Source organism: Microbacterium sp. Root166 (assembly GCF_001427145.1).
In the GTDB taxonomy this organism is placed as follows: Bacteria; Actinomycetota; Actinomycetes; order Actinomycetales; family Microbacteriaceae; genus Microbacterium.
This window is the reverse complement of record NZ_LMGL01000001.1, coordinates 970,321-992,817: the sequence shown is the minus strand read 5'-3', so window position 1 is coordinate 992,817 and position 22,497 is coordinate 970,321. Positions and strand designations below refer to the sequence as shown.

The following is a 22,497-nucleotide window of genomic DNA, read 5'->3' as shown; positions in this document are numbered from 1 at the left end:
TCCCGCGGGCAATGATCGCGCTCGTAGACTCGCAGGGTGACCGACGCCCCCGACATCCCCATCCGCGTCCGCCCCGAGATCGCAGCCCTGCCGCCGTACAAGCAGGGGCGCCAGGCCGGCTCCGACGCGTTCAAGCTGTCGAGCAACGAGAACCCGTTCGATCCGCTCCCCGGCGTCGTCGAGGCTCTGCAGTCGACGACCGCGGTGAACCGCTATCCGGATGCCTCGGCCGCCCGACTGCGGGAGCGCCTGGCCGCGCGGTTCGGCGTCGGCCCCGACGAGGTCCACATCGGGGCGGGCAGCGTGTCGATCCTCGCCCAGCTGGTCCAGGCCACTGCCGGGCCGGGGGACGAGGTCATCTACGCGTGGCGGTCGTTCGAGGCCTACCCGTGGCTGGCGATCGTCGCCGGCGCGAAGGGCGTCCAGGTGCCGCTCACCGAGGACGCGCGCCACGACCTGCCCGCCATGGCTGCGGCCATCACCGACCGCACGCGGGCCGTCATCGTCTGCAGCCCGAACAACCCGACCGGCCCGATCGTCACGCAGGCCGAGTTCGATGCGTTCGTCGCCCAGGTGCCGGCCGACGTCCTCGTGATGCTGGACGAGGCGTACTCCGAGTTCGTCACCGATCCCGAGGCCGTCGACGGCGCCCGGGTGCTGGCATCGGGTGCGCACCCGAACGTCGTCGTGCTGCGCACCTTCTCGAAGGCGTTCGGCCTGGCGGGCCTCCGCGTCGGCTACGCCATCGGCCACCGCCGCATCCTCGATGCCGCCCGCAGCACGAGCATCCCGCTCTCGGTCACGGCGCAGGCCGAAGTCGCCGCAATCGCCAGCCTCGACGCCGAAGCCGATCTGCTCGCCCGGGTCGCCGAGATCGCCGAGCGCCGCGATCGGCTCGCGGACGCCCTGCGCGAGACCGGCTGGCGCGTGCCCGCCGCCCAGGGCAACTTCGTCTGGCTCCCCGCGGGCGACGAGACCCTCTCGGTCGGGCAGGCCTTCGACGATGCCGGCTTGATCGTGCGCCCGTTCGCCGGTGACGGCATCCGCATCTCCGTCGGTGAAGAGGCTGCGGTGCAGCGCATCGTGGCGGTCGCGGCATCCGTCATCGACGATCTCCCCGCGGGGCACCGCGGCATCCAGGCGAGCGTGACCCGATGAGCGTCACCGAGTCCGCGACGCCCGACGTCGCCGTGCACCCGGATGACCCCGCGCTCGTCCGCTTCCTCGCGGCCGACGGCTCATTCGCGCCCTCCGCCGCAGCGGAGCCGTACCTCGATCTCGTCGACGGCCTCGCCGATGCGGACCTCGAGGGCTTCTACCGCGACATGGCCGTCATCCGCGCGTTCGACGTGCAGGCGACCAACCTGCAGCGCCAGGGGCAGCTCGCGCTGTGGCCGCCGAGCTTCGGCCAGGAGGCGGCCCAGGTCGGCTCGGCTCGGGCCGCGCGCACGCAGGACCACCTGTTCCCGTCGTACCGCGAGCACGTGGTCGCGCGCATCCGCGGCGTCGACCCCGTCGACATCATCCGCCTGATGCGCGGCCTCACCCACGGCGGCTGGGATCCGACCGACCCCAAGAACGGCAACACGCACATCTACACGCTCGTGCTCGGCGCGCAGACGCTGCACGCGACCGGTCTCGCGATGGGCTTGGTCTTCGACGGGCGCTGCGGCACCGGCGAGCCCGAGCGCGACGAGGCCGTCATCGTCTACTACGGCGACGGCGCGTCCAGCCAGGGCGATGTGCACGAAGCCATGGTCTTCGCGACGAGCTACCAGACTCCCGAGGTCTTCTTCCTGCAGAACAACCAGTGGGCGATCTCGGTCCCCGTTGCGACGCAGTCGCGCGGACCGCTGTACCGGCGCGGAGCGGGCTACGGGATGCCGAGCATCCCGGTCGACGGCAACGACGTCCTCGCGAGCTGGGCCGTCACCCGCCTCGCCCTCGACGAGGCGCGGTCCGGTGAGGGCCCCCGCGCCATCGAGGCGATGACCTACCGCATGGGCGCGCACACCACCAGCGACGACCCGACGAAGTACCGCACCTCGGCGGAGGAGGAGTGGTGGCGCCGCCGCGACCCCATCGCGCGCATGGAGACGTTCCTCAAGGCGCGCGGCGCCTCCGAGGCGTTCTTCGCCGACGTCGAGGCCGAGTCCCGCGCGGTGGCCGACGACGTCCGCACCCGCACGAACGCGCTGGGCGGCATCGAGACCGAGGCCATGTTCGCGCACGTCTACTCCGAGCCCCATCCGCTGATCGACGAGCAGCGGGCGTGGCTCGCCGGGTACGAGGCATCCTTCGAGGAGGGCGCATCGTGAGCGACGTGACCACCATGCCCATCAGCCGCGCCCTCAACGCCGGCCTGCGCGCCGCGCTCGCCGGCAGCGACCGGGTCCTGCTCATGGGCGAGGACATCGGCAAGCTCGGCGGCGTGTTCCGCGTCACCGAGGGGCTGCAGGCAGAATTCGGCGACCGGCGCGTGCTCGACACCCCGCTGGCCGAGTCCGGCATCGTCGGCACCGCGATCGGGCTCGCCATGGCCGGCTTCCGCCCGGTCTGCGAGATCCAGTTCGACGGCTTCGTCTTCCCGGCGTTCGACCAGATCACCTCGCAGCTGGCGAAGTTCACCAACCGCCACGAGGGCGTGCTGCAGATGCCCGTCGTGATCCGCATCCCCTACGGCGGACACATCGGCGCGGTCGAGCACCACCAGGAGAGCCCCGAGGCGTACTTCGCGCACACTCCGGGCCTGCGGGTGGTCAGCCCGTCCACGGCGAACGACGCGTACTGGATGATTCAGGACGCCATCGCGTCGAACGATCCGGTCATCTTCCTCGAGCCCAAGAGCAAGTACTGGCAGAAGGGCGAGGTCGACACCGCCTCGCGCGCTCTGCCGCTGCACGCCAGCCGGGTGGTGCGCCGCGGCACCGACGTCACGCTCGTCGGGCACGGCGCCATGGTCACGACGCTGCTGCAGGCGGCCGCGCTCGCCGAGTCCGAGGGCACCAGCTGCGAGGTCGTCGACGTCCGCTCGCTCTCGCCCATCGACTACGGTCCGATCCTCGACTCGGTGCGCCGGACCGGACGCATGGTCTACGCGCAGGAGGCCCCGGGCTTCACCAGCGTGGGCAGCGAGGTCGCCGCCACCGTCATGGAGCGGGCCTTCTACGCGCTCGAAGCGCCGGTGCTCCGCGTCTCGGCGTTCGACACCCCGTTCCCCGCCGCCAAGCTCGAAGGCACCTACCTTCCCGACGCCGACCGCATCCTCGAGGCCGTCGATCGGGCCCTCGCCTACTGATGTTCCGGTCGTTGAGCGAGGAGCGGAGCGACGAGACGAAACGCGTCCTGCGACCCGTTTCGTCTCGCTCCGCTCGCTCGACGACCGGTGATCGAAAGGACTACCAGTGAGCATTCAGACCTTCGTCCTCCCCGATGTCGGGGAAGGCCTGACCGAGGCCGAGATCGTCACGTGGCGCGTCGCCCCCGGCGATGTCGTCGCGGTCAACGACGTCGTGGTCGAGATCGAGACCGCGAAGTCGCTCGTCGAGCTCCCGTCGCCGTTCGCCGGCACGGTCGGCGAGCTCCTCGCCGGTGAGGGCGACACGGTCAACGTCGGGGCGGCGATCATCACGATCGCGTCGACGACGGATGCCGCAGGCCCGGCCACCGTCGGACAGTCCGAGCACGGAGCCCCGGCCGAGCCCGCCGCCGAGGGCGACGGTGCCGTCCTCGTGGGCTACGGCACCGGGGGTCCCGTCCAGTCACGGCGGCGCAAGCCCGCGGCCACCGCGCAGGAGCGGGTCGAGTCATCTGTCGGGGTCATCGCCAAGCCGCCGATCCGCAAGCTCGCCCGCGACCTCGGCGTCGACCTCGGCGCCGTGGCTCCCAGCGGTGCCGCCGGCGAGGTCACGCGAGAGGACGTCGTGCGGCATGCCTCGCAGGCCAGCGTCTTCCGCAACATCGAGACCCCGGCGTGGGGCGACGTGCGCGAGGAGCGCATCCCAGTCGCGGCGCCGGCTGCGGCATCCGTTCCGTCCCGTCCTTCGGCTCCGCCGGTCGAGGCGCGCGAGGAGACCATCGCGGTCAAGGGCGTGCGCAAGGCGACGTCGTCGGCGATGGTGCAGTCGGCCTACTCGGCGCCGCACGTCTCGGTGTGGACCGACGTCGACGCGACGCGCACCATGGAGCTCGTCAAGCGGCTCAAAGCCTCGGCGGACTTCGCCGACATCAAGGTCTCGCCGCTGCTGATCATGGCTCGCGCCGTGATCTGGGCGGCGCAGCGCACGCCGATGGTGAACGCCGCATGGGTGGATGCCGAGGGCGGCGCCGAGATCCGGGTGCGGCGCTACGTGAACCTCGGCATCGCGGCGGCGACCCCGCGCGGCCTGCTCGTGCCGAACATCAAGGACGCGCAGGACCTGTCGCTGCGCGACCTCGCCCGCGCGCTCGAGAAGCTCACGCTCACCGCGCGCGAGGGCCGCACGACGCCGGCCGACCAGCAGCAGGGCACCATCACGATCACGAACATCGGCGTGTTCGGGATGGATGCGGGCACACCCATCATCAACCCCGGCGAGGCCGGCATCGTGGCCCTCGGCACCATCCGCCAGAAGCCGTGGGTCGTCGACGGCGAGGTGCGCCCGCGCTGGGTCACCACGGTCGCCGGCTCGTTCGACCACCGCGTCATCGACGGCGACGGCATGTCGCGGTTCATCGCCGACGTGGCGTCGATCCTCGAGGAGCCCGCGCTGCTGCTCGACTGACGCAGGCCGGTCAGAGCGGGCGGGGTCGAGGGTCGCCGAACCGTCGCCAGTGGCTGTCTGCCCGCGGTGCGAACGACCACCCGCGACGGTTCGTGGGCCGCGGGTCAGAGGGCGGAACGCCGCAGCGGCACGAGCACGCCGGCGGTGAGCAGGCGCTTGGCGCGCCCGGCGACTCGCGCGGTCAGCGGTCGCCGGTCTGGCGACGCGGGGGCCGGGATGCCGCGCTCTCGGTGGCGCGCGACCGCGGCCCGTTCGATCTCGGCCCACCGCGCGACGACCACGCGATCGGTGTTCCGCAGGGCGGACTCGCGCGCCGCGCGCCGCATCGCGGCCCGGCTGCCTTCGTCGAGCCGGCACTGCAGCGCCAGCAGCCGCGCGGCTCCGGCGATGTCGCCGTCCGGCACGAGCCAGCCGGTGCGGCCGTGCTGGATCACATCGGCCGGGCCGTACGGCACGTCGTACGAGATCGGGATGCAGCCGGCGGCCATCGCCTGCAGGATCGCGAGCGGGGTGCCCTCCGACCTGCTGGTCAGCAGCGTCCAGGCCGCGCCCGTCAGCAGCCGTCTCGCGTGCGGCGTGTAGCCGAGGAACCGCACCGCCCCCTCCAGCCCCAGCCGGCGTGCCTCGGCCTCGAGCGCGGTGCGCTGTGACCCCTCGCCCGCGATGTCGACGGTGACCGGGATACCCTTGGCGCGCACGGCGGCGATGACGCGCAGCGACTGGTCGACGCGCTTCGCGCGGTCCAGGCGGCAGGCGATCACGCCGTGCAGCGGGTCCGGGGGCAGGGGCCCGAGCGACTCGGGGCCCGTGATCGCGTTGGGCACCACCTCGAGGTTGCCGGGATCGCCCAGCATCCGGACGACGTCGGAGCGCTGGCGCTCGGTGAACAGGGCCACGGCGTCCCAGCGGTCGAGGTGCTCGAACACGTCGCGCCGCACCGACGACAGCTGTCCGCTGCCGTCGCCGGCGAGGTGCGAGCCGTGCACCCGGTGGATGGTCGTCACCGAGGGGCGCCGATAGTGCTGCAGCGCGCGCGCCGCCGTCTTGCTGTCGACCACGAGCGTCGCCGCGTCGCCGTCGAGGATCGTGTCGAGCCACGCGAAGTACATGCGCTTCGCCGTCCGCCACTGGCCGGTGGCGCGGCCGTGCCGATCGAACGCGGTGAGCAGGCGCCGTGGTCCGTCCGCACGCTCGCGCTCATCGAGCACCGCCAGGGTCCCGTCCGCGCGCCGGTGCTCGGCCCGCAGGATCGTGCCGGCATCGTCCGTCCACAGCACCAGGCTCCCGTCCCGGCACGCCGTCACGTCGCCGCCCGGTGGGGAGGCGAGCTCCGGGGCGATCGGGACGGCCATGGGGCGCCGTCGTGCGTGCCGGAGATCCTCGTAGACATTGCGCAGCCGAACGCCGTCGACGAGTTCGCCCCACTCGATCAGGCGGGAGCGGATGCTCGCGACATCCGGGCGGGTGTCGAAAGTCACGATGTCGACGGTCGCGCCGGTCAGCCGCACGATCGACCGGGCACGATGCAGCAGCGACGCCGTCATGCCGCCATAGCGGTCGGGGATGCCCCAGGTCGCGATCAGCTGGCGCCGGTTCGCGAGAGCGATCGGCGGCGCGGCGTCGGGACGGGAGGAAGCAGGCATGGTCCGCTCACGCTACGGACAGCACCGTGGTCGGGAGCGGGGCTTGACCCGCCCAGGACCACCCGCTAGCCCCGGTTTGAGAACGATTCTCAATACCATTACAGTGGAGGCATGACCCTCCGACGACGCACGACCCTGCTCGGCCTGGCCGCGGCATCCACCCTCGCCCTGGCCGGATGCGCGAGCGGAGCCGCCGCCGGCGGACAGGGGCCGGACGACGCCCTGCTGCAGGTCGTGGCGTCCACGAGCGTCTACGGTCAGATCGCCGAGGAGGTCGGCGGCGACCTCGTCGAGGTGACCTCGATCGTGACGAGCGACGCGCAGGATCCCCACGGCTTCGAGCCGAGCGCGCGCGACCAGCTCACGATCGCCGATGCGGACTTGATCATCGAGAACGGCGGCGGCTACGACTCGTTCGTCGACGCGCTGATCGAGTCCAGCGGCAGCGAAGCGCCGGTCATCACTGCGGCGGAGTACTCGCACGATTACCCCGACAACGCCGGCCACGACGAAGAGGCCGCGCACGAAGAGGACGAGCACGCCGAGGACGAGCATGGCGAGCACGCCCACATCGAGGGGTTCAACGAGCACGTCTGGTACGACCCCCACACCGTCGCACACGTCGCCGAGGAGATCGCGCACGAGCTCGGTGAGCTCAGCCCCGACGACGCGGCGACCTTCACCGCGAACGCCGAAGCCTTCACCGCCGAGATCGAGGGTCTCGAGGCGGACCTGGACGCAGTGGCGGCCACGTACGGCGGCGACCAGGTCTTCGTGACCGAGCCGGTCCCGGTGTACCTGATCGAGGCGGCAGGCCTGACGAACGCGACTCCGGGCGACTTCAGCGAGGCCGTGGAAGAGGGTCAGGACGTGGCGCCCGCGACGTTGCTCGAATCACTCGGGCTTCTCGAGAGCGGTGACGTGCGCGTCGTGATCACGAACACGCAGACCGGCGGTGCCGAGACGACGCAGATCCTCGACGAGGCCGAGAGCCGCGGCATCCCGACGATCGCGTTTTCAGAAACGCTCCCCGAGGGCCAGACTTACATCTCGTGGATGCAGGCGAACATCGAGGCCCTGAGCACCGCGCTGGCGGCGTGAGTTCCGGCGCGCCCGCGCTGCAGATCACGGATGCCTCGCTCCGCCGTGGCGACCGGGAGCTGTGGGCCGGGCTCGACCTCACCGTCAGCCCCGGCGAGCTCATCGCCGTGCTCGGCCCGAGCGGCTCGGGTAAGACGACGCTGCTCCGCGCGATCCTCGGGCTGGAGTCGCTGAGCGGGGGGACGATCTCGGTGCTCGGCGAGCCGGTGCGCGGCGCCGGCAACCGCCGCGTCGGCTACCTGCCGCAGTCGCGCCCGCTGCCGCCCGACACGGCGCTGCGCGGCCGCGACCTGGTGACGCTCGGCGTCTCGGGTCACCGCTTCGGGCTGCCGTTCCCGCGCCGGGGCGACTCGGCTCGCGTCGACGAGCTCATCGCGGCCGTCGACGCCCAGGACTTCGCGGACCGCCCCGTCGGCGAGCTGTCCGGCGGCGAGCAGCAGCGCCTGCGCGCCGGGCAGGCCCTCGCCGACGACCCCGGCCTGCTGCTGTGCGACGAGCCGCTCACGAGCCTCGACCTCGCCAACCAGCAGGCGGTCATCGGCCTCATCGATCGCCACCGGCGCGAGAAGAACGCCGCCGTGCTGCTGGTGACGCACGACATCAACCCGGTGCTGTCGAAGGTCGACCGCATCCTGTACCTCGCCGGCGGACGGTTCACGCTCGGGACGCCCGAGGAGGTCCTCAACTCCCGCGTGCTCACCGACCTCTACGGCGCGCCGGTGTTCGTGCTGCGGGCGGGCGATCGGCTCGTCGTGGTCGGCGCGCCCGACGCCGAGGAGTCGCACCACCATCACCACGACGAGGACCACGCATGAACTGGGACGACGTCGCCGACGCGATGTTCGGGGGGCTGCCGGTCTACGGCGAGATCCTCGCACTGGTGTCGAACTCGGTGTGGGCCGGCGCGGTGCTGGGCCTGGTCGGCGGTCTCATCGGCGTGCTCGTCATGCAGCGCGACATGGCGTTCGCCGTGCACGGCATCAGCGAGCTGTCGTTCGCGGGTGCGGCGGCGGCGCTGCTCATCGGCGGCGACGTCGTCACCGGGTCGATCGTCGGCTCGCTGATCGCTGCCGCGCTGATCGGCTGGCTCGGCGCGCGGGCGCGCGACCGCAACTCGATCATCGGCGTCCTCATGCCCTTCGGCCTGGGCCTCGGCATCCTGTTCCTCTCGCTGTACGACGGCCGCAGCGCCAATCGCTTCAGCCTGCTCACCGGGCAGATCGTCTCGGTGCAGTCCGGCCAGCTGGGCTGGCTCGTCGTCATCAGCCTGCTCGTGCTGCTCGGCCTGCTCGCCATCTGGCGCCCGCTGCGCTTCGACTCGCTCGACCCGCAGTCGGCGGCCGCGCGCGGTGTACCGACGACCGCCGTCTCGCTCGCCTTCATGCTGCTGCTCGGACTGGTGGTCGCCGTCGCGGTGCACATCATCGGGGCGCTCCTGGTCATGGCCCTGCTCGTGACCCCCGCCGCTGCGGCGATGCGCATCGCCACCGGCCCGCTGGCGGTGCCGCTGCTCGCGGCGCTGTTCGGGTTCGTGTCGGCCGTGGGCGGCATCCTGCTCGCCATCGCCGGCACCCTGCCGGTGAGCCCGTACATCACGACCATCTCGTTCGTCATCTACCTCGTCTGCCGCGCCGTCGGCTCGCGCCGCGGCCGGGTCACCCGCCAGGCGGTGCACGCATGAGCGCCTCCCGCGTCCGGGAGCCTCTCAGGGCCCGTCGGTAGACTCCCGGCCATGGCTCAGCGCAACACCTGGCAGCGCGAACGCGTGCGCGAGGCGCTCGCCGACGCCACCGGATTCGTGAGCGCTCAGTCGCTGCACGCCACGCTGCGCGACGAGAACACCGGCATCGGCCTGGCCACCGTGTACCGCACGCTGGCGGGCCTCGCGGCCCAGGGCGACGCCGACTCGCTGCAGAGCCCCGAGGGCGAGGCGCTCTATCGCGCCTGCACCAGCACCGGCCACCACCACCATCTGATCTGCCGCAGCTGCGGACTGACCGTCGAGATCGAGGCGACGGACGTCGAGCAGTGGGCACGCAGCACGGCCGAGAAGCACGGCTTCCGGGACGCCGAGCACATCGTCGACATCTTCGGCCTCTGCGCGAACTGCGCGTCGGCCCGGGACGAGCGTGACGCGGACTGACCTCCGCCCCGTCGCTGCGCCCCCGCGCACGGCGAAGATCCTCGTCGCACTCTCGATCGGTGCGGCGGCAGTCGCCGGTCTCTTCCTGATCGACGCGCTCGCGCCGACGCTCTTCCCGGCCTCCCTGTCCACCCGCGCCCAGGACGGCCTGACGCTCGCGATCAGCGTGCTCATCGAGTCGCTGCCCTTCGTCGTGCTCGGCGTCGTGCTGTCGATCGTCGTGCAGGTGTGGGTGCCTCCGGGCGTGATCGAGCGATGGATGCCGCGCCGGGCGTGGGCCCGCAGGGCAGTGCTCTCGCTGCTCGGCATGGTCGTGCCGGTGTGCGAGTGCGGCAACGTCCCGTTCGCCCGCGGTCTGCTGATGCGCGGCTTCAGCGTGCCCGAGACGATGACGTTTCTGATCGCGGCGCCGATCGTGAACCCCATCGTCATCATCACGACGCACCAGGCGTTCGGCTTCAGCGACGGCATCCTCATCGCGCGGCTCGTCGGCGGCTACCTGATCGCCAACCTCATCGGGTGGCTCTACAGCCGGCATCCCTCGCCCGACGCGCTGCTGACCGACCGCTTCCGCGACACTTGCGAGCTCGTCACCCACGAGCGGGGCGGCCGCGGACGCCGCACGCTCGCCCAGTTCGTCGTCGAGCTGCGCGCGGTCATGCCGGCGCTGGTGATCGGCTCGCTGCTGGCCGGCGCCGTTCAGGTGCTGATCCCGCGCGAGACGCTCGTGGCTGTCGGGTCGAACCCGGCCCTGTCGATCGCGGCGATGATGGCCCTCGCGATGATCGTGTCGATCTGCTCGAACGTCGACGCGTTCTTCGCACTGTCGTTCGCGTCGACCTTCACGCCGGGGTCCATCGTCGCGTTCCTGCTCGTCGGCCCGCTCGTCGACGTCAAGATGCTCGCGCTCATGCGGACGACTTTCACCACGCGCACGCTCGCGGGGATCGTCGTGGTCGTGCTGCTGTCGGCGTTCGTCATCGGAACGGTGGTGAACCTCCTTGCGTAGCGGACGTTTCATCGCCACCCGGTGGCTCGGAGTCGGGCTCGCCACCGTCCTCGCCGTCGTCACGATCTCGCTCGCGGTGACCGGCCGGCTCGGGCTGTACATCAACCCCGACTCCTCCTGGTTCGCCGTCTCGATGGCCGTGCTCGTGCTGGTCGGCGCGGTCGCCTCGTTCGCGCTGCCGCTCGGCGCCGAGGAGGACGACGGCCACGATCACGACCACGACCAGAGCCGGCATCCGGTCGGGTTCGTCGCGACCGTGGCGGGCGGGGTCGTGGCATCCGGCGCCGTCGTGCTCACGCTGGTGCTTCCGCCGGCCTCGCTGTCGGCCGAGCTCGCGATGGCGCGCGACGTCGGCGCGCCCCCGCTGTTCGCCGGGGCGGATGTCGTGACTCTCGCCGCCACGGGCGACACCTCCTCGTTCGGGGTCGGTGAGTGGGCGACGGTGTTCGCGACGACCACGAACCCCGACGCCTTCGACGGCGACCCCATCACCCTCACCGGCTTCGTCACCCCCGGCGAGGGCGGCGACTTCGACCTCACTCGCCTGGTCATCACGCACTGCGTCATCGACGCGCAGCCCGCGAGCATCCCCGTGACCGGCGAGCCGCTCCCCGATACCGGCCAGTGGGTCACCGTGACCGGCACGGTCCGCGCGAACCCCGACGGGCGCCTCGAGATCGACCCCGACACGGTCGAGCTGATCGACGAGCCGCAGGATCCGTATGAGTACTGAGCCGGTCAGCCGCCGCGCCCGCGGCCTGCGCCGGCGTGGCCGTGCGTTCGCCGCGTCCTTCGGAATCGTCGTCGCGGTGCTCGCCGTGCTCGGGCTCGCCGGGGCGGCCGCCAGCGTCGCGCAGGGGCCGCGGGTCACGGACGTGCAGGTCGACCCGGCCGCGGCGGTCTCGGCATCCGGTTCCCGTCTCATCGTCACGACCACCCAGTCCCTCGCCGAGGTGGCCGAGTCGCAGGTGACCGTCACGCCGGCGACGCCCTTCACCGTCGACACCTCGGGCCGCAGCGTCGGGGTGCGCTTCGCGCTGCCGCTGTGGGACGACACCGAGTACACCGTCGAGATCGAAGGTGTCGAGTCCGTCAGCGGGGGGCCGGCCGCGAGCATCAGCGAGTCGTTCCGCACGCCTGCCGCGCAGATCGAGCTGCTCCAGCGAGGCGAGGACGGCGACACGATCTTCCGCACGGATCTGTCGGGCGAGAACGCGGTGCCGGTGTTCACCCACCCCCACATCGAGGACTACCGCGCCACGTCGGCGCACCTGGTGGTCTCGGTGCGCACCGAGGACGACCAGCCGGCGCTCATCATGACCGATCTGGACGGTGCGGATCCGCAGGAGCTCCCGCTGCCCGGTGACGGCTTCGTGTCGAACCTGCAGAGCGCCGACCGGGGCGAGCTGATCGGCTACACCTTCTCGGATGCCGAGATCAGCGCCGACAGCGGCCGGGAGAGCATGCTCTTCACCGCTTCGCTGAACGACCCGGATGCCGAGGCCGAGGCCGTCGCCGTGGAAGGCGCGGATCCGCGCGTCGCCGAATGGCGGTTCGTTCCCGGGACCGACAGCATCCTGCTGCTGTCGTTCGACGGGTCCCTGCTGCTCACGGGGTCGGGCGGCGACGGGGCGACCGCCCTCGGGACGGCGCTGTCGATCGAGGGCATCGCGCGTGGATCATCGGATGCCGTCATCCAGCGCATCGAGAACATGGCCACGGTCGACCTCGCCGACGCCGCGGAGGAGCCGCTCGTCGAGCCCGACACCGATCTCGGCGGCGTGAGCACGGTGACGCCGCTGCCGGACGGGTCGACCATCCGCACGGCGGCGGTGCTCGACGCCGAGGGTCCGACAGGGCGCACCTCGGTCTCGCTCGTCGAGGAGGACGGCGCCACGCGGCTGCTGACCGAGATCGGCGAGAGCGACGCCGTGGTGCAGGTGTGCGTGTCGCCGAGCGCCCGGTATGCCGCGGTGACCGTGGCCCCCGACGCGATCGACAACCCGTACGACACCTACCAGCTGCCGCTGCCCGAGCGCACCGAGACCCGCATCCTCGAGCTCGACGACGGCGTGGCGGTCGTGGCGCTCGCCGGATCGTCGATCTCGTGGTGTCAGGTGCCGCCGGTCTGACGCTCGGCGTCCGTGGCGACCGGCTCGCCGGGCGCCTTCGCCGCCGGCACCGGGACCGTCGCGGGCAGGCCGCGCGCGAGCACGATGGCGATGAGCGTCAGGGCGAACACCAGGAAGAGGGCCTGTCGCAGTGCGTCGACCTGGGTCGTGGCGTAGGTCTGAGCGATCTCGGCCGCGTCGCCGGCGTCGGCACCGGCATCCAGGAGCAATTGCTCTGCCTGCTGCTGCGAGATGATCGGGGCCCCGGTGGAGGTGGCGACCACGACCTGCTGCTGGACCTCGGGGTCGAGCGTTTCGCTGGCCTCGACGGCCACGCCGAAGCCCGTCGTCATCAGCAGGATGAACACCGAGCCGACGATCGCCGTGCCGAACGCCGAGCCGAGGTTCTGGAAGGTTCCCTGCAGGCCGCCCACCTCGGACGTGTCGTCCTTCGACACCGCCGACATGTTGACGTTCCCGAGCTGGGAGGCCAGCATTCCGAAGCCGGCCCCGACGACGAACATGCCCGTCGCGAAGAGCCAGTCGGCGAGGGCGGGCTGCACCGAGACGAAGACCAGCAGCAGGCCGACTCCGAGCGTGAACTGTCCGATGCGGGCGAGGTTGCGGGCCGAGCGCACCGTCGACAGGCGCGATCCGATGACCGAGAAGATGATGAGACCCACCGACAGGGGCAGGATCTTGAGCCCGGTCTCGAGGGCGTCGTAGCCGAGGATCGTCTGCAGATAGACGGGGACCACGAAGAACAGCGCCGCGATCGCGAAGTACTGCGCGAGGAACATCGTCAGTCCGCTGCGCAGCGCGCTGATGCGCAGCAGGCTGACCTTCAGCAGCGGAATGCGGCCGCTGCGCTCGAGCTGCTGCTGCCGGCGGACGAACCACCAGAGCACGACGAACGCGAGCAGGATCATGTAGGCGACGGGCGACACCCCGAACGGTGCGATCGTGACGCCGGCGACCTCGGGCGGGTTGAGCGGCACGAGCCAGCCCCACGTCTTGCTCTGCAGCACTGCGAACACCAGCATGGCCAGGCCGCTCGCCGAGAGGATCACGCTGAGCAGATCGATGCGGAGCGTGCGGTCGGCCGGCACGTCCTTGATGCGCCCCGACACGATGAGCACGAAGGCCATGACGATCGCCTCGCCGACGAACACGTAGCGCCAGTCGGCGTACGTGGTCATGAGGCCTCCGATGAGCGGGCCGGCGGCGGCTGCGAAGCCGGTGATCGCGCCGAGCGCGGCGAAGGCGATCACGCGGTCGCGCCCGCTGTAGTTGATCGCGGCGAGAGCGGCGATGGCGGGAATGACGAGGACTGCGCCGAGGCCCTCGACCAGCGACCAGCCGAACAGCAGCACGGTGAGGTTCGGGGCGAGCGCGGTGGTGAGCGACCCGAGTCCGTAGATCACCGAGCCGATGCGGAAGGCGGCGCTGCGGCCCCACTTGTCGCCGAGCTTGCCGCCCGTGAGCATGAACGCCGCCATCGTCAGCGCGTACAGGGTGATCGCCGCCTGCATGCCCGAGATGTCGGTGCCGAGGTCAGCGGCCACGGTCGTGATCGACACGTTCATCACCGTGCTGTCGAGCACCATGACGAACTGCGAGACCCCGAGGATGGCCAGGACGAACCAGCGCTTCATGGACGAAGGGTATGGCGTCGGGCGCCGGACCGGATCGCCCCGCAAGGGTGACCCGGGTATTGCGTAGAATCCCGGCATGCCCGCCCCCGACCTGCGCCGCGCTCGCCGCGACGACCTGCTCGGGCTCCCCGCCGACGTCGCGCCGCGCCTGCTCGGGGCGCACCTGCGCACCGTTGTGTGGGGCGCGTCGGTCACCGTGCGGCTGACCGAGGTCGAGGCGTATCACGGGCTCGGCACCGGCCCGGTGGCCGACCTCGGCTCGCACGCGCGCATGGGGCTCACCGCCCGCAATGCCACGATGTGGGGCGAGCCCGGTCATCTCTACGTGTACCTGAGCCACGGCATCCACTCGTGTGTGAACGTGGTGTGCGGGCCCGAGGGCACTGCCGGCGGAATCCTGCTGCGCGGCGGGGAGATCGTCGAGGGGGCGGATGCCGCGGCCGCCCGCCGTCCGGCAGCCCGCACTGCGCGCGACCTGGCGCGCGGACCCGGGCGGCTCGGCGACGCGATCGGGCTGCGGCATCCGCTGCACGACGGCATCGACGCGATCACCGGGGAGCCGTGGCACGGCGCGGTCGCCGAGCTGTGGCTGCGGACCGAGCCGATCGCGGGGGTGGCGACGGGCCCGCGGGTCGGGGTCGCCGGCGAGGCGGGGACCGCGGTGTTCCCGTGGCGGTTCTGGATCCCCGGCGATCCGACGGTCTCGGCGTTCCGCTGGGGGCGCGGCGCCGGGCCGGTGGACTGACGGGCGGTCGCGCTGGGCCGCGGCGTGGGGATGTCGTCGAGAGTGCACGAACGACGGGCGTTCGGGTCTCACGCGGTCGTTCGTGCACTCTGGGCGGTCTCGAGCGCGGCTACTCGGGCGTAGACGACGGCCGAAGGTGCCGGGCGAAGAACCGGGCGGCATCCTCACCCGCGTGGGCCGGAACACCGCGGTGACCGCCCATGTTGGCCTGCAACGTCTTCTCCGCCGAGCCGAAGGCATCGAACAGGTCCAGCGCGAGCTGCCGGTCGTTGCCCTCGTCGTCCCACTGCAGGAGCACGTGCAGCGGGATGGTGATCCTCCGCGCCTCCTCGAACATCGAGCGAGGTACGTAGCTTCCCGCGAAGAGCCCTGCGGCTGCGATGCGCGGTTCGACAGCGGCGAGACGGATGCCGATGCCGATGACGCCGCCCGACAAGCCGACCGGCCCGCCGACCTCGGGAAGGGAGAGGACGGCGTCGAGGGTTCGCTGCCACTCCGGCACCGCCGCTTCCACGAGAGGAAGGACGAGCCGGTCGACGACCTCGTCCACCGGCTCGCCGGCCGCCAAGGCCCGGTGAAGGTCGGCCCGGGCCTGTTCCGCGGCGGCCAGCGGCGGGCGCTCGCCGCCTCCGGGCAGTTCGATCGTGACGGCGGCGAATCCCTGGTCCGCGGCGGACCGGGCCCGTGCCTCCAGTCGGGGGTACATGCCGTTCAGGCCGCCCGGGTGGCCCATGAGGATGAGGGGGACAGGTGCGGCTGCCGTCGCGGCAGCGGGCATCCACAGGATGCCGGGAATGTCGCCCAGCGTGAATCGACGTTCGATGACGTCGCCGGACAGATGCTGTTCAGAGGTGAATCGCATTGATCGTGCCTTTCGGAAGTGCTGCGTTTGCGGCGCTCCCGGACGATCTATCGCCCGACTGTGGCCCCAGAGAGGAGCACCCACGTCGAATCGTTCATGGGTATCACCTCCTCGATCTGTCTTGCGGCCCCCGGAAGGATACCAGCGGCCGGACGTCGAGCCGGTGACAGCGGCCGGTGACGCTGACAGGATGACGGCATGGCACCAGGTGGAGACGGTGAAGTGGGCGCGGCGGGGTCGCACGTGGTCAGGGCGCTCACGCCCGAGACGTTCCCGGCATGGCTGGCACTCGCTCAGAAGCACAACGGGGTGTGGGGTGGCTGCTACTGCTCTTACTTCCACGACGACACCGAGCACACCGTCAAGCGGGAGTATGACGGCCCCACGTTCAAGCTGAGGCTGGTCGAGGAGGGCGTAGCCCACGCCGCGCTCGTGTTCGACGGCGACGACGCGATCGCGTGGTGCGAGTTCGGGAGCCCCGTCGAGCTGCCGAACATCTACCACCGCAAGCAGTACGACGCGGGCGAGGCCAACCCGGCGCCGTGGCGCATCACCTGCTTCTTCGTCGATCGCGATCACCGCCGGTCGGGGGTGGCGCGTGAGGCGCTCGACGGCGCGCTCGAGCTGATCGCCCAGGCCGGCGGCGGCGAGGTGGTGTCGTTTCCGAACGAGCTCGTCCCCGGCAAGAAGACGTCATCGTCGTTCCTGCACAACGGCACGAGGGCGATGTTCGAGAAGGCCGGCTTCACGTTCGAGCGGCACATCGGCAAGAGCAAGACCGTGATGCGCAAGACGATCCCCCCGGCCGGAGCGCTCGCGTGAGCCCTGACGAGATCCACGCCTACTGCGCCGCGAAGCCCGGCGCGTGGGAGGACGAGCCCTGGGAGGGTGACGTCGTGTTCAAGGTCGGCCCGCTCGAGCGCGGCAAGATCTTCGTGTTCCTCGGCGGCGGCGCCTCGATCGGCGTCAAGTCCGCGACGACGCGTGATGAGGCCGACGAGTGGTTGATCCGGTATCCGGAGGATGCCGCGGTCGCGGCGTACATCGGACGCTCGGGGTGGAACACGCTCAGCACCCGCGGCGGCATCCCCGACGACGAGCTGTGCGAGGCGATCGATCGTTCCTATGAGCTCGTGGTGGCGGGGCTGCCCAGGAAGGTGCGGGACTCTCTGGGCGGATAGGCAGAAGAGGAAGCGGTCGTCCGCCGACCCGCCGATGCCAGACTGATGAGCGCCGATCAAGACGAATGGAAGGACCGCATGCGCAAGCTCGTCTACTACGTCGCCACCACCTTGGATGGGTTCATCGCGGGTCCCGACCGCGGCGACCCGAGCGGCGCGGACTACTTCCGCATCACCCCTGACCTCGTGCAGTTCATGGCGGCGAACTTTCCCGAGACTCTGCCGGCGCCCGCCCGGGCGGTCCTCGGAATCGATGGACCGGCCGTCGCATTCGACACCGTCGTGGAAGGTCCCTCGCCATACCAGCTCGGTCTCGAGGCCGGCATGACGAACGCGTATCCGCACCTGCGTCACATCGTGTTCTCGCGCAGCATGACGACCAGCCCAGATCCCGGAGTGGAGGTCGTCAACTCTGACCCTGCCGATTTCGTCCGCGATCTCAAGAGTCAGCCGGGGATGGACATCTGGCTCGTAGGTGGCGGCAAGCTCGCAGCTGTCCTCCTGCCCGAGATCGATCGCCTCATCCTGAAGCAGAACCCGTCGATCATCGGGACGGGGGTGCCGCTGTTCGACGGGCCGTTCGCACCGAGCCTGTTTCGCCCGGTCGACACCGTCGATCTCGACGGCGGCGTGCGAGTGGTGACGTACGACCGGACCCTCGACTAGGGCGGACGCGCGACCGGTGCCCGAGGAAGAGACGGACGGAGAACGGATGCCGGCTGCCGCGGCCCCTTCCGACAGAGACCGGACGCTCTTCTGGGTCGTGGCCGTCCTCGGCATCCCCGCCGCGGTCATTGCGTGGAACTGGTACGGCTTCGCGCAGTGGGAGGCGCAGACAGAGCAGCCAAAGGCGCTTTCTGCCGACAACACAATGGCCGGCTTCGGCGAGATGTTCGGCGGCATCCCGCTGGTGCTCGCCCACTTCGTCGGATTGGCCGTCCTCCTGACCCTCGGGTGGGCTGCCTATGGCCGCCAGGGGCTCTTGCGCGCGGTCATCGCCGTGGCTGTCGCGTCCGTCATCGGGATCGCAATCGCCCAGATCGGGTGGGGTGGGGAGCTCTTCGAGCTCGGCATCAACAACACCGACCCCTTCGTGCCGTGATGAGTGCGATCTGAGGCGCCGGGATGACGACCAGGCTGAAGGGGCGCCGCCGCGACGCGGCTGCGGTGATCGAGGACATCGCCATCTGGGCAGCGGGCCGAGATGACGTCGTCGCGGTTGCAGTCGTCGGATCGTATGCGCGCGGCGCCGAGCGGATGGGCAGCGATGTCGACATCATCGTCCTCGCCGACAGGTCCGATCCCCTCACGGACGTCGGCTGGTTTCGCCAGCTGCGCCCGCGGGCCCGACTGATCAGGTCGAAGGAGTGGGGGCCGGTGAAGGAGCGACGGATGCGGCTGCCCTCCGGCCTGCAGGTCGAGTTGGGCTTCGCAGCGTCCGACTGGGCCGCTGTCCCGCTCGACCCCGGTACGCGGCGGGTACTGAGCGACGGCCATCGGATCGTCTACGACACCGGCATCCTGACTGCCGCGGTCGCCGCGCTCTGAACCAAGGGGCTGGTTCTGGCTCGCCGGTCATCGAGCCTCTAGGCTCGGCCCATGAGCGAGACTCTGCCCGCGCGCGAGACCGTGCAGCGACCGATGCCGGGGACCGGGCTCTGGGGCTTTTCGGCCGGCGTGATCCTCGTCGTGGGCGTCATGGTCGTTCCCTTTGCGATCACCGCGATCTTCATGAGCTACTCCGCGCCTGACGCGGCGGACTACGTGCGGATGGCGTTCGCGTCGGTCGCCGGCGCCACGATCGCCATCATCACGGTGCTCGGTCTGCTCATTCACCGGATCGTGCGCCGGAGCCCACTCGGCACGATCGCGTGGTTCGCCTTCATCGCCGTCTTGATCGGCTCTTGGCAGCTGGCAGGGATCAGCAGCCGAGTCAGTTCCTTGCTGACCACGCTCGGCATCCCTGCGTAGTCAACTGAGAAATGACGGCAGCCCTGCGATCACCAGCCACGATCATCTGGCTCGGTGCGGCAGGGTTGCTCGGGGCCTCAATCCTCTTCGCGCCGGTGGTCCGCGGGGGTTGGTGTGCGGATGCACCACTCAGCGGAGCCTCCGTGTGCGAGACATTCCAGCGTTCGCTCATCGGGATCGATACGAACGTCTGGCTCTGGCTTGCATCGGTGGCGGTCGTCGTCGCGGTCACCGCCGCCGCCGTGCGACGGCGTCGCACGGCGCGTCAGTAGCGGTCGCGTCGAGGACTGCGACGAGTCACCGATCCTGACGCGCGGCCGCGCGTCGGTGCACCTCGCGCATCTCGGCGTCGAAGGGCGCGACCGGAACTGTGACGACGACGCCGGGCGCGACATCCGTGATCGGCAGTGCCGCCACGGGACCCGGCGGTAGACCCCACGACGCCCGCCACTCCGCGAGCTGCCTTGTGGAGGCCGCAGCGACGACGCGCCCCACGCCGGCCCACCCCTGGGCGGCCGCGCACATGGGGCAGTGCTCACCCGACGTGTAGATCGTCGACGTGGCACGCTGTTCCGGGGTGAGGTGGGCGATGGCCCATCTCACGAGCGTGAGCTCAGGATGCGCGGTGGGATCGGCATCCGATTGCTCGCGGTTCATCGCCTCGGCCAGCATGGTCCCGTCCGCGTCGACGAGGACGGAGCCGAACGGATCGTCGCCTTTCTCGAGCGCCTGAATCGCGAGCGCGACGCATCGCCGCAGGTGACTCTCGTCGACGTCGGTGATGACGGTGCTCATCCCGTGATCCTGGCGCAGCGATGAGCTCTGCGCCACCGTGCGATCCGACCAAGACTGAGAGCGGCGCTCAGCCCTGTCCCGGTGCTCCGTACCCTGCGCCGTCAGGGAGCGGCGGGCACTCGGCCGAGTCGGTCTGGGCTGCGATCTCGGCTCTCACCGCGACGCCGTCGCCGGACTTCCCGATCGTGTACACGATTCCTTCTTGAGCGTCGGGTCTCGGGATGTAGCCGACGATGGCGGAGTCGATCACCGGGTCATCGGACACCGGCATGGGCGACGTGGTGATGAGATCGGCGGTCGGATGCTCGCGCAGCCAGTTCGCGGTGGCGCTCACCGTGGCGCTGGGGATCGTCCAGAACGCTTCGAGCTCCTCGTACGGGCCACATGGCCACCCCGTGTAGGAGCTGAAGCCGCTCAGACGCTTCTCTGAGCGCACGGCTCCGGGCGGGAGCGTCGCCGCGTCGAGCCAGGCCTGCGCCTGTGCGAGCGCCGCCGCGTCCGTGCTGGGCGTAGGAGTGGGGGTCGGCTCGCTCACCGCAGATGGCTCGCTTGGCTCGCCGGATGCCGGCACCCCGGCACCGGGTGCGGGGGTGGCACACGCGGTCAGGGAAGAAGCGAGAAGCAAGGTACCGACCATCACCGCTGCGCGAATCTGCATCGCTCCACCGTATTCGGCGGGACCCGATACGCGATCGGTTCGTGTGGGCGATTCGGCTGCTGTGCTGGACGTGCCCGAGGTGGCGACGCGCGGATAGCGGTCCTCAGCGCCGATCGGCCAATGGACGCTCCAGTTCGGAGGCCCGCTTGTAGGGTGCGGTCATGCGATCGTCAACGAAGCTGCTGCTCATCCTGCCCGCTGCATTGCTGCTGGCCGGATGTGCGGCAACGACGCTTCCAGAGTTCGAAGCCGAGCAGACCGACCGGGATGTCGTTCCTGATGCCTCGGCTCAGGCTGACATCGATGCCGACACAACGCGGTTCGTTGGGGAAGTGGAAGGCGCTGAGCTCTATATCGCGCGAGGGGCCGACGACACACTCTGCGTCATTCACATCCGCGACGATGAGTGGGAGCAGATGGGCTGCGGTGGAGGGCTTGGAGCCGGACTCACGCTAAAGAGCGGCACGCGCATAGAGGCCGGGACGTTCCAGTTCCCCGAAGTCCAAGTCGGGGATGGAACGCGCGAACAGCTCAGCGAAAGTGTGACGGTGATCTCTTACCCATAGGGGATCCCCGTCCGCCAGTGGCGCGTCGTCAGCGGTAGTGCTGGATGCCGAGCGCGGCCTTGTCGACGACGTCTCTGACGCGCGCCATCCGCACGGCCGGAGTCTTGATCGAGTTGAGACGGAAGTAGATCCGGAACCGCTCGGCCTTCGTCAGACCGGCCACGAACGCCGCTGCGGCCGGGTTGGCGTCGAGGGCTTCCTGCAGCTCGGGCGGCGGAGCGGCATCCTTCTGTCGGTATGCCGCCTCCCACCGTCCGTCCGCCTTGGCGCGTTCGATCTCGGCGATCCCGCCCTCGCGCATCCGGCCCTCAGTCGTGAGCCGGGCGACGTGATCGCGATTGATCTGCGACCAGGGGCTGTTCCTGCGCCGGGGTGAGAACGCATGGAGGACGTAGTCGTCGTCGAGGCGAGCCACCTGTCCGTCGATCCAGCCGAAGCAGAGCGCCACGTCCAGCGCCTCGGTCCACGTCATGCCCGGAGCGGAGGAGTTCTTCTTGCGCAGCTTCAGGCGCACGCCGTCCGCGCTCGGCTCTCCCTCGAGGTACTCCTCCCACTCCTTGACCGTGAGGTCGAGGACCGGCTTGTCGGCGAAGCTCACCATGCGGTCAGTATGCAGGATCCGTCCGACCTCCCAGGGTCGTTGCTCCCCGAACCGATTGAGACGCTCAGCGCAGAGCGCGGCGCCGCACCGTGCCCTGTGGAGAGGCCGCAGCGCGGGAGCGACACGCCGTCCGTGCTAGACTGACTCTTTGTCTGCGCGCACTCCAGCACGCAGTTCGCATCCCAACTCCTCCGAAGACCGGAAACGGTCCTCTGTGGCGCGGGGTGCAGACAAGGGATCTTGGGTGGGGCCGTCCGGCCTCACGGTACTAAGGAGACATCACTATGGCAGCAGTGTGCCAGGTGACTGGAGCTGTTCCCGGCTTCGGTCACAACATCTCGCACTCGCACCGCCGGACGAAGCGCCGCTTCGACCCGAACGTGCAGAAGAAGACCTACTTCGTTCCGTCGCTGGGTCGCAACATCAAGCTCAACGTCTCGGCCAAGGGCATCAAGGTCATTGACGCTCGTGGCATCGAGTCCGTTGTCAAGGACATGCTCGCAAGGGGTGTGAAGCTCTGATGGCTAAGAAGGCTCAGGACGTTCGTCCGATCATCAAGCTGCGTTCGACCGCCGGCACGGGTTACACCTACGTCACGCGCAAGAACCGCCGCAACAACCCCGACCGCATCGTGCTCAAGAAGTACGACCCGGTCATCCGCAAGCACGTCGAATTCCGAGAGGAGCGTTGATC

The 22,497-nt window shown here is 70.4% G+C and carries 28 protein-coding genes; 22 read left to right on the top strand and 6 right to left on the bottom strand.

The genetic code is table 11. The annotated features are described in order from the left end of the window. Nucleotides 1-36: 36 nt before the first annotated feature. The 4 genes from ASD56_RS04515 (at nt 37) to ASD56_RS04500 (ending at nt 4,763) form a co-directional block, all read left to right on the top strand. On the top strand, nt 37-1,158 hold the full coding sequence (locus ASD56_RS04515) for a histidinol-phosphate transaminase (RefSeq protein WP_082541247.1): 1,122 nt from the start codon (nt 37-39) through the stop codon (nt 1,156-1,158). Next, nucleotides 1,155-2,318, top strand: coding sequence for a thiamine pyrophosphate-dependent dehydrogenase E1 component subunit alpha (locus tag ASD56_RS04510; RefSeq protein ID WP_055961714.1), 1,164 nt, complete (start codon nt 1,155-1,157; stop codon nt 2,316-2,318). The genes ASD56_RS04515 and ASD56_RS04510 overlap by 4 nt, the downstream gene beginning before the upstream one ends. A 14-nt stretch (nt 2,319-2,332) precedes the next feature. Continuing rightward, nucleotides 2,333-3,298: an alpha-ketoacid dehydrogenase subunit beta gene (locus ASD56_RS04505; RefSeq protein ID WP_055963647.1), complete on the top strand. Its 966-nt coding sequence runs from the start codon at nt 2,333-2,335 to the stop codon at nt 3,296-3,298. A gap of 106 nt (nt 3,299-3,404) precedes the next feature. Continuing rightward, nucleotides 3,405-4,763, top strand: coding sequence for a dihydrolipoamide acetyltransferase family protein (locus tag ASD56_RS04500; RefSeq protein WP_055961712.1), 1,359 nt, complete (start codon nt 3,405-3,407; stop codon nt 4,761-4,763). 104 nt (nt 4,764-4,867) lie between these two features. Here the strand turns inward: ASD56_RS04500 and ASD56_RS04495 are convergent, their stop codons facing one another. After that, complete coding sequence (locus ASD56_RS04495) at nt 4,868-6,406, bottom strand: glycosyltransferase (RefSeq protein WP_055961709.1); 1,539 nt, start codon at nt 6,404-6,406, stop codon at nt 4,868-4,870. A 111-nt stretch (nt 6,407-6,517) separates the two neighbouring features. Between ASD56_RS04495 and ASD56_RS04490 the strand changes: the two genes are divergently transcribed. From ASD56_RS04490 to ASD56_RS04460, 7 genes are read left to right on the top strand one after another with little or no spacing between them, the layout of a single operon-like run. Then, nucleotides 6,518-7,507 (top strand): metal ABC transporter solute-binding protein, Zn/Mn family, encoded by a 990-nt coding sequence (locus ASD56_RS04490; protein ID WP_055961706.1) that lies wholly within the window; start codon nt 6,518-6,520, stop codon nt 7,505-7,507. Further along, on the top strand, nt 7,504-8,322 hold the full coding sequence (locus ASD56_RS04485; protein WP_055961703.1) for a metal ABC transporter ATP-binding protein: 819 nt from the start codon (nt 7,504-7,506) through the stop codon (nt 8,320-8,322). Before ASD56_RS04490 ends, ASD56_RS04485 begins: the two co-directional genes overlap by 4 nt. Next, entirely contained in the window at nt 8,319-9,188 is an 870-nt protein-coding gene (locus tag ASD56_RS04480) for a metal ABC transporter permease (protein ID WP_055961700.1), read from the top strand. The genes ASD56_RS04485 and ASD56_RS04480 overlap by 4 nt, the downstream gene beginning before the upstream one ends. A 51-nt stretch (nt 9,189-9,239) precedes the next feature. Then, nucleotides 9,240-9,650, top strand: a complete 411-nt coding sequence (locus ASD56_RS04475) for a Fur family transcriptional regulator (RefSeq protein WP_055961695.1) — start codon at nt 9,240-9,242, stop codon at nt 9,648-9,650. Beyond that, entirely contained in the window at nt 9,637-10,659 is a 1,023-nt protein-coding gene (locus ASD56_RS04470; protein ID WP_055961692.1) for a permease, read from the top strand. Before ASD56_RS04475 ends, ASD56_RS04470 begins: the two co-directional genes overlap by 14 nt. Then, nucleotides 10,652-11,392 (top strand): TIGR03943 family putative permease subunit, encoded by a 741-nt coding sequence (locus tag ASD56_RS04465; RefSeq protein WP_082541246.1) that lies wholly within the window; start codon nt 10,652-10,654, stop codon nt 11,390-11,392. The genes ASD56_RS04470 and ASD56_RS04465 overlap by 8 nt, the downstream gene beginning before the upstream one ends. Next, on the top strand, nt 11,382-12,791 hold the full coding sequence (locus ASD56_RS04460) for a hypothetical protein (protein WP_055961689.1): 1,410 nt from the start codon (nt 11,382-11,384) through the stop codon (nt 12,789-12,791). The genes ASD56_RS04465 and ASD56_RS04460 overlap by 11 nt, the downstream gene beginning before the upstream one ends. Here the strand turns inward: ASD56_RS04460 and ASD56_RS04455 are convergent. Continuing rightward, complete coding sequence (locus tag ASD56_RS04455; RefSeq protein ID WP_055961686.1) at nt 12,773-14,425, bottom strand: MFS transporter; 1,653 nt, start codon at nt 14,423-14,425, stop codon at nt 12,773-12,775. The two genes, ASD56_RS04460 and ASD56_RS04455, sit on opposite strands and share 19 nt — an antisense overlap. A gap of 76 nt (nt 14,426-14,501) precedes the next feature. On the opposite strand from ASD56_RS04455, the gene ASD56_RS04450 reads away from it, so the two are divergent. Beyond that, entirely contained in the window at nt 14,502-15,170 is a 669-nt protein-coding gene (locus ASD56_RS04450) for a DNA-3-methyladenine glycosylase (RefSeq protein WP_055961683.1), read from the top strand. A gap of 109 nt (nt 15,171-15,279) precedes the next feature. Here ASD56_RS04450 and ASD56_RS04445 read toward each other — a convergent pair whose 3' ends face one another. Next, nucleotides 15,280-16,032, bottom strand: coding sequence for a dienelactone hydrolase family protein (locus ASD56_RS04445; RefSeq protein WP_055961681.1), 753 nt, complete (start codon nt 16,030-16,032; stop codon nt 15,280-15,282). 198 nt (nt 16,033-16,230) lie between these two features. Here ASD56_RS04445 and ASD56_RS04440 point away from each other — a divergent pair, with 198 nt between their 5' ends. The 7 genes from ASD56_RS04440 to ASD56_RS16555 all read left to right on the top strand — a co-directional run bounded on the left by ASD56_RS04440 (nt 16,231) and on the right by ASD56_RS16555 (nt 19,456). Next, nucleotides 16,231-16,854, top strand: a complete 624-nt coding sequence (locus ASD56_RS04440) for a GNAT family N-acetyltransferase (protein WP_055961679.1) — start codon at nt 16,231-16,233, stop codon at nt 16,852-16,854. Then, on the top strand, nt 16,851-17,213 hold the full coding sequence (locus ASD56_RS04435; RefSeq protein ID WP_055961677.1) for an MmcQ/YjbR family DNA-binding protein: 363 nt from the start codon (nt 16,851-16,853) through the stop codon (nt 17,211-17,213). The genes ASD56_RS04440 and ASD56_RS04435 overlap by 4 nt, the downstream gene beginning before the upstream one ends. A gap of 45 nt (nt 17,214-17,258) precedes the next feature. After that, nucleotides 17,259-17,879, top strand: a complete 621-nt coding sequence (locus ASD56_RS04430) for a dihydrofolate reductase family protein (RefSeq protein ID WP_235565518.1) — start codon at nt 17,259-17,261, stop codon at nt 17,877-17,879. 46 nt (nt 17,880-17,925) lie between these two features. Beyond that, the gene (locus ASD56_RS04425; RefSeq protein ID WP_055961674.1) at nt 17,926-18,315 is read left to right on the top strand and encodes a hypothetical protein; all 390 of its coding nucleotides are present in this window, start codon (nt 17,926-17,928) and stop codon (nt 18,313-18,315) included. A 23-nt stretch (nt 18,316-18,338) separates the two neighbouring features. Next, nucleotides 18,339-18,761, top strand: coding sequence for a nucleotidyltransferase domain-containing protein (locus tag ASD56_RS04420; protein ID WP_055961672.1), 423 nt, complete (start codon nt 18,339-18,341; stop codon nt 18,759-18,761). Nucleotides 18,762-18,812: 51 nt separating this feature from the next. Beyond that, complete coding sequence (locus tag ASD56_RS04415; protein WP_055961669.1) at nt 18,813-19,184, top strand: hypothetical protein; 372 nt, start codon at nt 18,813-18,815, stop codon at nt 19,182-19,184. Nucleotides 19,185-19,327: 143 nt separating this feature from the next. Beyond that, complete coding sequence (locus tag ASD56_RS16555; protein WP_268777894.1) at nt 19,328-19,456, top strand: hypothetical protein; 129 nt, start codon at nt 19,328-19,330, stop codon at nt 19,454-19,456. A 25-nt stretch (nt 19,457-19,481) separates the two neighbouring features. Here ASD56_RS16555 and ASD56_RS04410 read toward each other — a convergent pair whose 3' ends face one another. Both ASD56_RS04410 and ASD56_RS04405 read right to left on the bottom strand, forming a co-directional pair. Next, nucleotides 19,482-19,979, bottom strand: coding sequence for a nucleoside deaminase (locus tag ASD56_RS04410; RefSeq protein WP_055961667.1), 498 nt, complete (start codon nt 19,977-19,979; stop codon nt 19,482-19,484). A gap of 67 nt (nt 19,980-20,046) precedes the next feature. Then, nucleotides 20,047-20,514 (bottom strand): hypothetical protein, encoded by a 468-nt coding sequence (locus ASD56_RS04405; protein ID WP_055961665.1) that lies wholly within the window; start codon nt 20,512-20,514, stop codon nt 20,047-20,049. A gap of 284 nt (nt 20,515-20,798) precedes the next feature. Between ASD56_RS04405 and ASD56_RS04400 the strand changes: the two genes are divergently transcribed. Further along, nucleotides 20,799-21,203, top strand: coding sequence for a hypothetical protein (locus tag ASD56_RS04400; protein ID WP_055961655.1), 405 nt, complete (start codon nt 20,799-20,801; stop codon nt 21,201-21,203). Nucleotides 21,204-21,231: 28 nt separating this feature from the next. Here the strand turns inward: ASD56_RS04400 and ASD56_RS04395 are convergent, their stop codons facing one another. Next, nucleotides 21,232-21,804, bottom strand: a complete 573-nt coding sequence (locus tag ASD56_RS04395; RefSeq protein WP_055961652.1) for a YdeI/OmpD-associated family protein — start codon at nt 21,802-21,804, stop codon at nt 21,232-21,234. Nucleotides 21,805-22,088: 284 nt separating this feature from the next. On the opposite strand from ASD56_RS04395, the gene rpmB reads away from it, so the two are divergent. Both rpmB and rpmG read left to right on the top strand, forming a co-directional pair. After that, nucleotides 22,089-22,325 carry a 50S ribosomal protein L28 gene (rpmB, locus tag ASD56_RS04390; protein WP_055961649.1) on the top strand — a complete coding sequence of 79 codons (237 nt, stop codon included), beginning with the start codon at nt 22,089-22,091 and terminating at the stop codon, nt 22,323-22,325. Continuing rightward, nucleotides 22,325-22,495, top strand: coding sequence for a 50S ribosomal protein L33 (gene rpmG, locus ASD56_RS04385; protein WP_005051772.1), 171 nt, complete (start codon nt 22,325-22,327; stop codon nt 22,493-22,495). Before rpmB ends, rpmG begins: the two co-directional genes overlap by 1 nt. Nucleotides 22,496-22,497 lie beyond the last annotated feature (2 nt).

What these genes read in the sequence shown, in the direction of transcription:
- ASD56_RS04505 (WP_055963647.1), top strand. Translation starts at nt 2,333, where the DNA reads ATGCCCATCAGCCGCGCCCTCAACGCCGGCCTGCGCGCCGCGCTCGCC.
- ASD56_RS04490 (WP_055961706.1), top strand. Translation starts at nt 6,518, where the DNA reads ATGACCCTCCGACGACGCACGACCCTGCTCGGCCTGGCCGCGGCATCC.
- ASD56_RS04460 (WP_055961689.1), top strand. Translation starts at nt 11,382, where the DNA reads ATGAGTACTGAGCCGGTCAGCCGCCGCGCCCGCGGCCTGCGCCGGCGT.
- ASD56_RS04475 (WP_055961695.1), top strand. Translation starts at nt 9,240, where the DNA reads ATGGCTCAGCGCAACACCTGGCAGCGCGAACGCGTGCGCGAGGCGCTC.
- ASD56_RS04455 (WP_055961686.1), bottom strand. Translation starts at nt 14,425, where the DNA reads ATGAAGCGCTGGTTCGTCCTGGCCATCCTCGGGGTCTCGCAGTTCGTC.
- rpmB (WP_055961649.1), top strand. Translation starts at nt 22,089, where the DNA reads ATGGCAGCAGTGTGCCAGGTGACTGGAGCTGTTCCCGGCTTCGGTCAC.
- ASD56_RS04480 (WP_055961700.1), top strand. Translation starts at nt 8,319, where the DNA reads ATGAACTGGGACGACGTCGCCGACGCGATGTTCGGGGGGCTGCCGGTC.
- ASD56_RS04425 (WP_055961674.1), top strand. Translation starts at nt 17,926, where the DNA reads ATGCCGGCTGCCGCGGCCCCTTCCGACAGAGACCGGACGCTCTTCTGG.
- rpmG (WP_005051772.1), top strand. Translation starts at nt 22,325, where the DNA reads ATGGCTAAGAAGGCTCAGGACGTTCGTCCGATCATCAAGCTGCGTTCG.
- ASD56_RS04395 (WP_055961652.1), bottom strand. Translation starts at nt 21,804, where the DNA reads ATGGTGAGCTTCGCCGACAAGCCGGTCCTCGACCTCACGGTCAAGGAG.
- ASD56_RS04445 (WP_055961681.1), bottom strand. Translation starts at nt 16,032, where the DNA reads ATGCGATTCACCTCTGAACAGCATCTGTCCGGCGACGTCATCGAACGT.
- ASD56_RS04450 (WP_055961683.1), top strand. Translation starts at nt 14,502, where the DNA reads ATGCCCGCCCCCGACCTGCGCCGCGCTCGCCGCGACGACCTGCTCGGG.
- ASD56_RS04410 (WP_055961667.1), bottom strand. Translation starts at nt 19,979, where the DNA reads ATGAGCACCGTCATCACCGACGTCGACGAGAGTCACCTGCGGCGATGC.
- ASD56_RS04415 (WP_055961669.1), top strand. Translation starts at nt 18,813, where the DNA reads ATGAGCGAGACTCTGCCCGCGCGCGAGACCGTGCAGCGACCGATGCCG.
- ASD56_RS04440 (WP_055961679.1), top strand. Translation starts at nt 16,231, where the DNA reads ATGGCACCAGGTGGAGACGGTGAAGTGGGCGCGGCGGGGTCGCACGTG.
- ASD56_RS04510 (WP_055961714.1), top strand. Translation starts at nt 1,155, where the DNA reads ATGAGCGTCACCGAGTCCGCGACGCCCGACGTCGCCGTGCACCCGGAT.
- ASD56_RS04430 (WP_235565518.1), top strand. Translation starts at nt 17,259, where the DNA reads ATGAGCGCCGATCAAGACGAATGGAAGGACCGCATGCGCAAGCTCGTC.
- ASD56_RS04420 (WP_055961672.1), top strand. Translation starts at nt 18,339, where the DNA reads ATGACGACCAGGCTGAAGGGGCGCCGCCGCGACGCGGCTGCGGTGATC.
- ASD56_RS04400 (WP_055961655.1), top strand. Translation starts at nt 20,799, where the DNA reads ATGCGATCGTCAACGAAGCTGCTGCTCATCCTGCCCGCTGCATTGCTG.
- ASD56_RS04495 (WP_055961709.1), bottom strand. Translation starts at nt 6,406, where the DNA reads ATGCCTGCTTCCTCCCGTCCCGACGCCGCGCCGCCGATCGCTCTCGCG.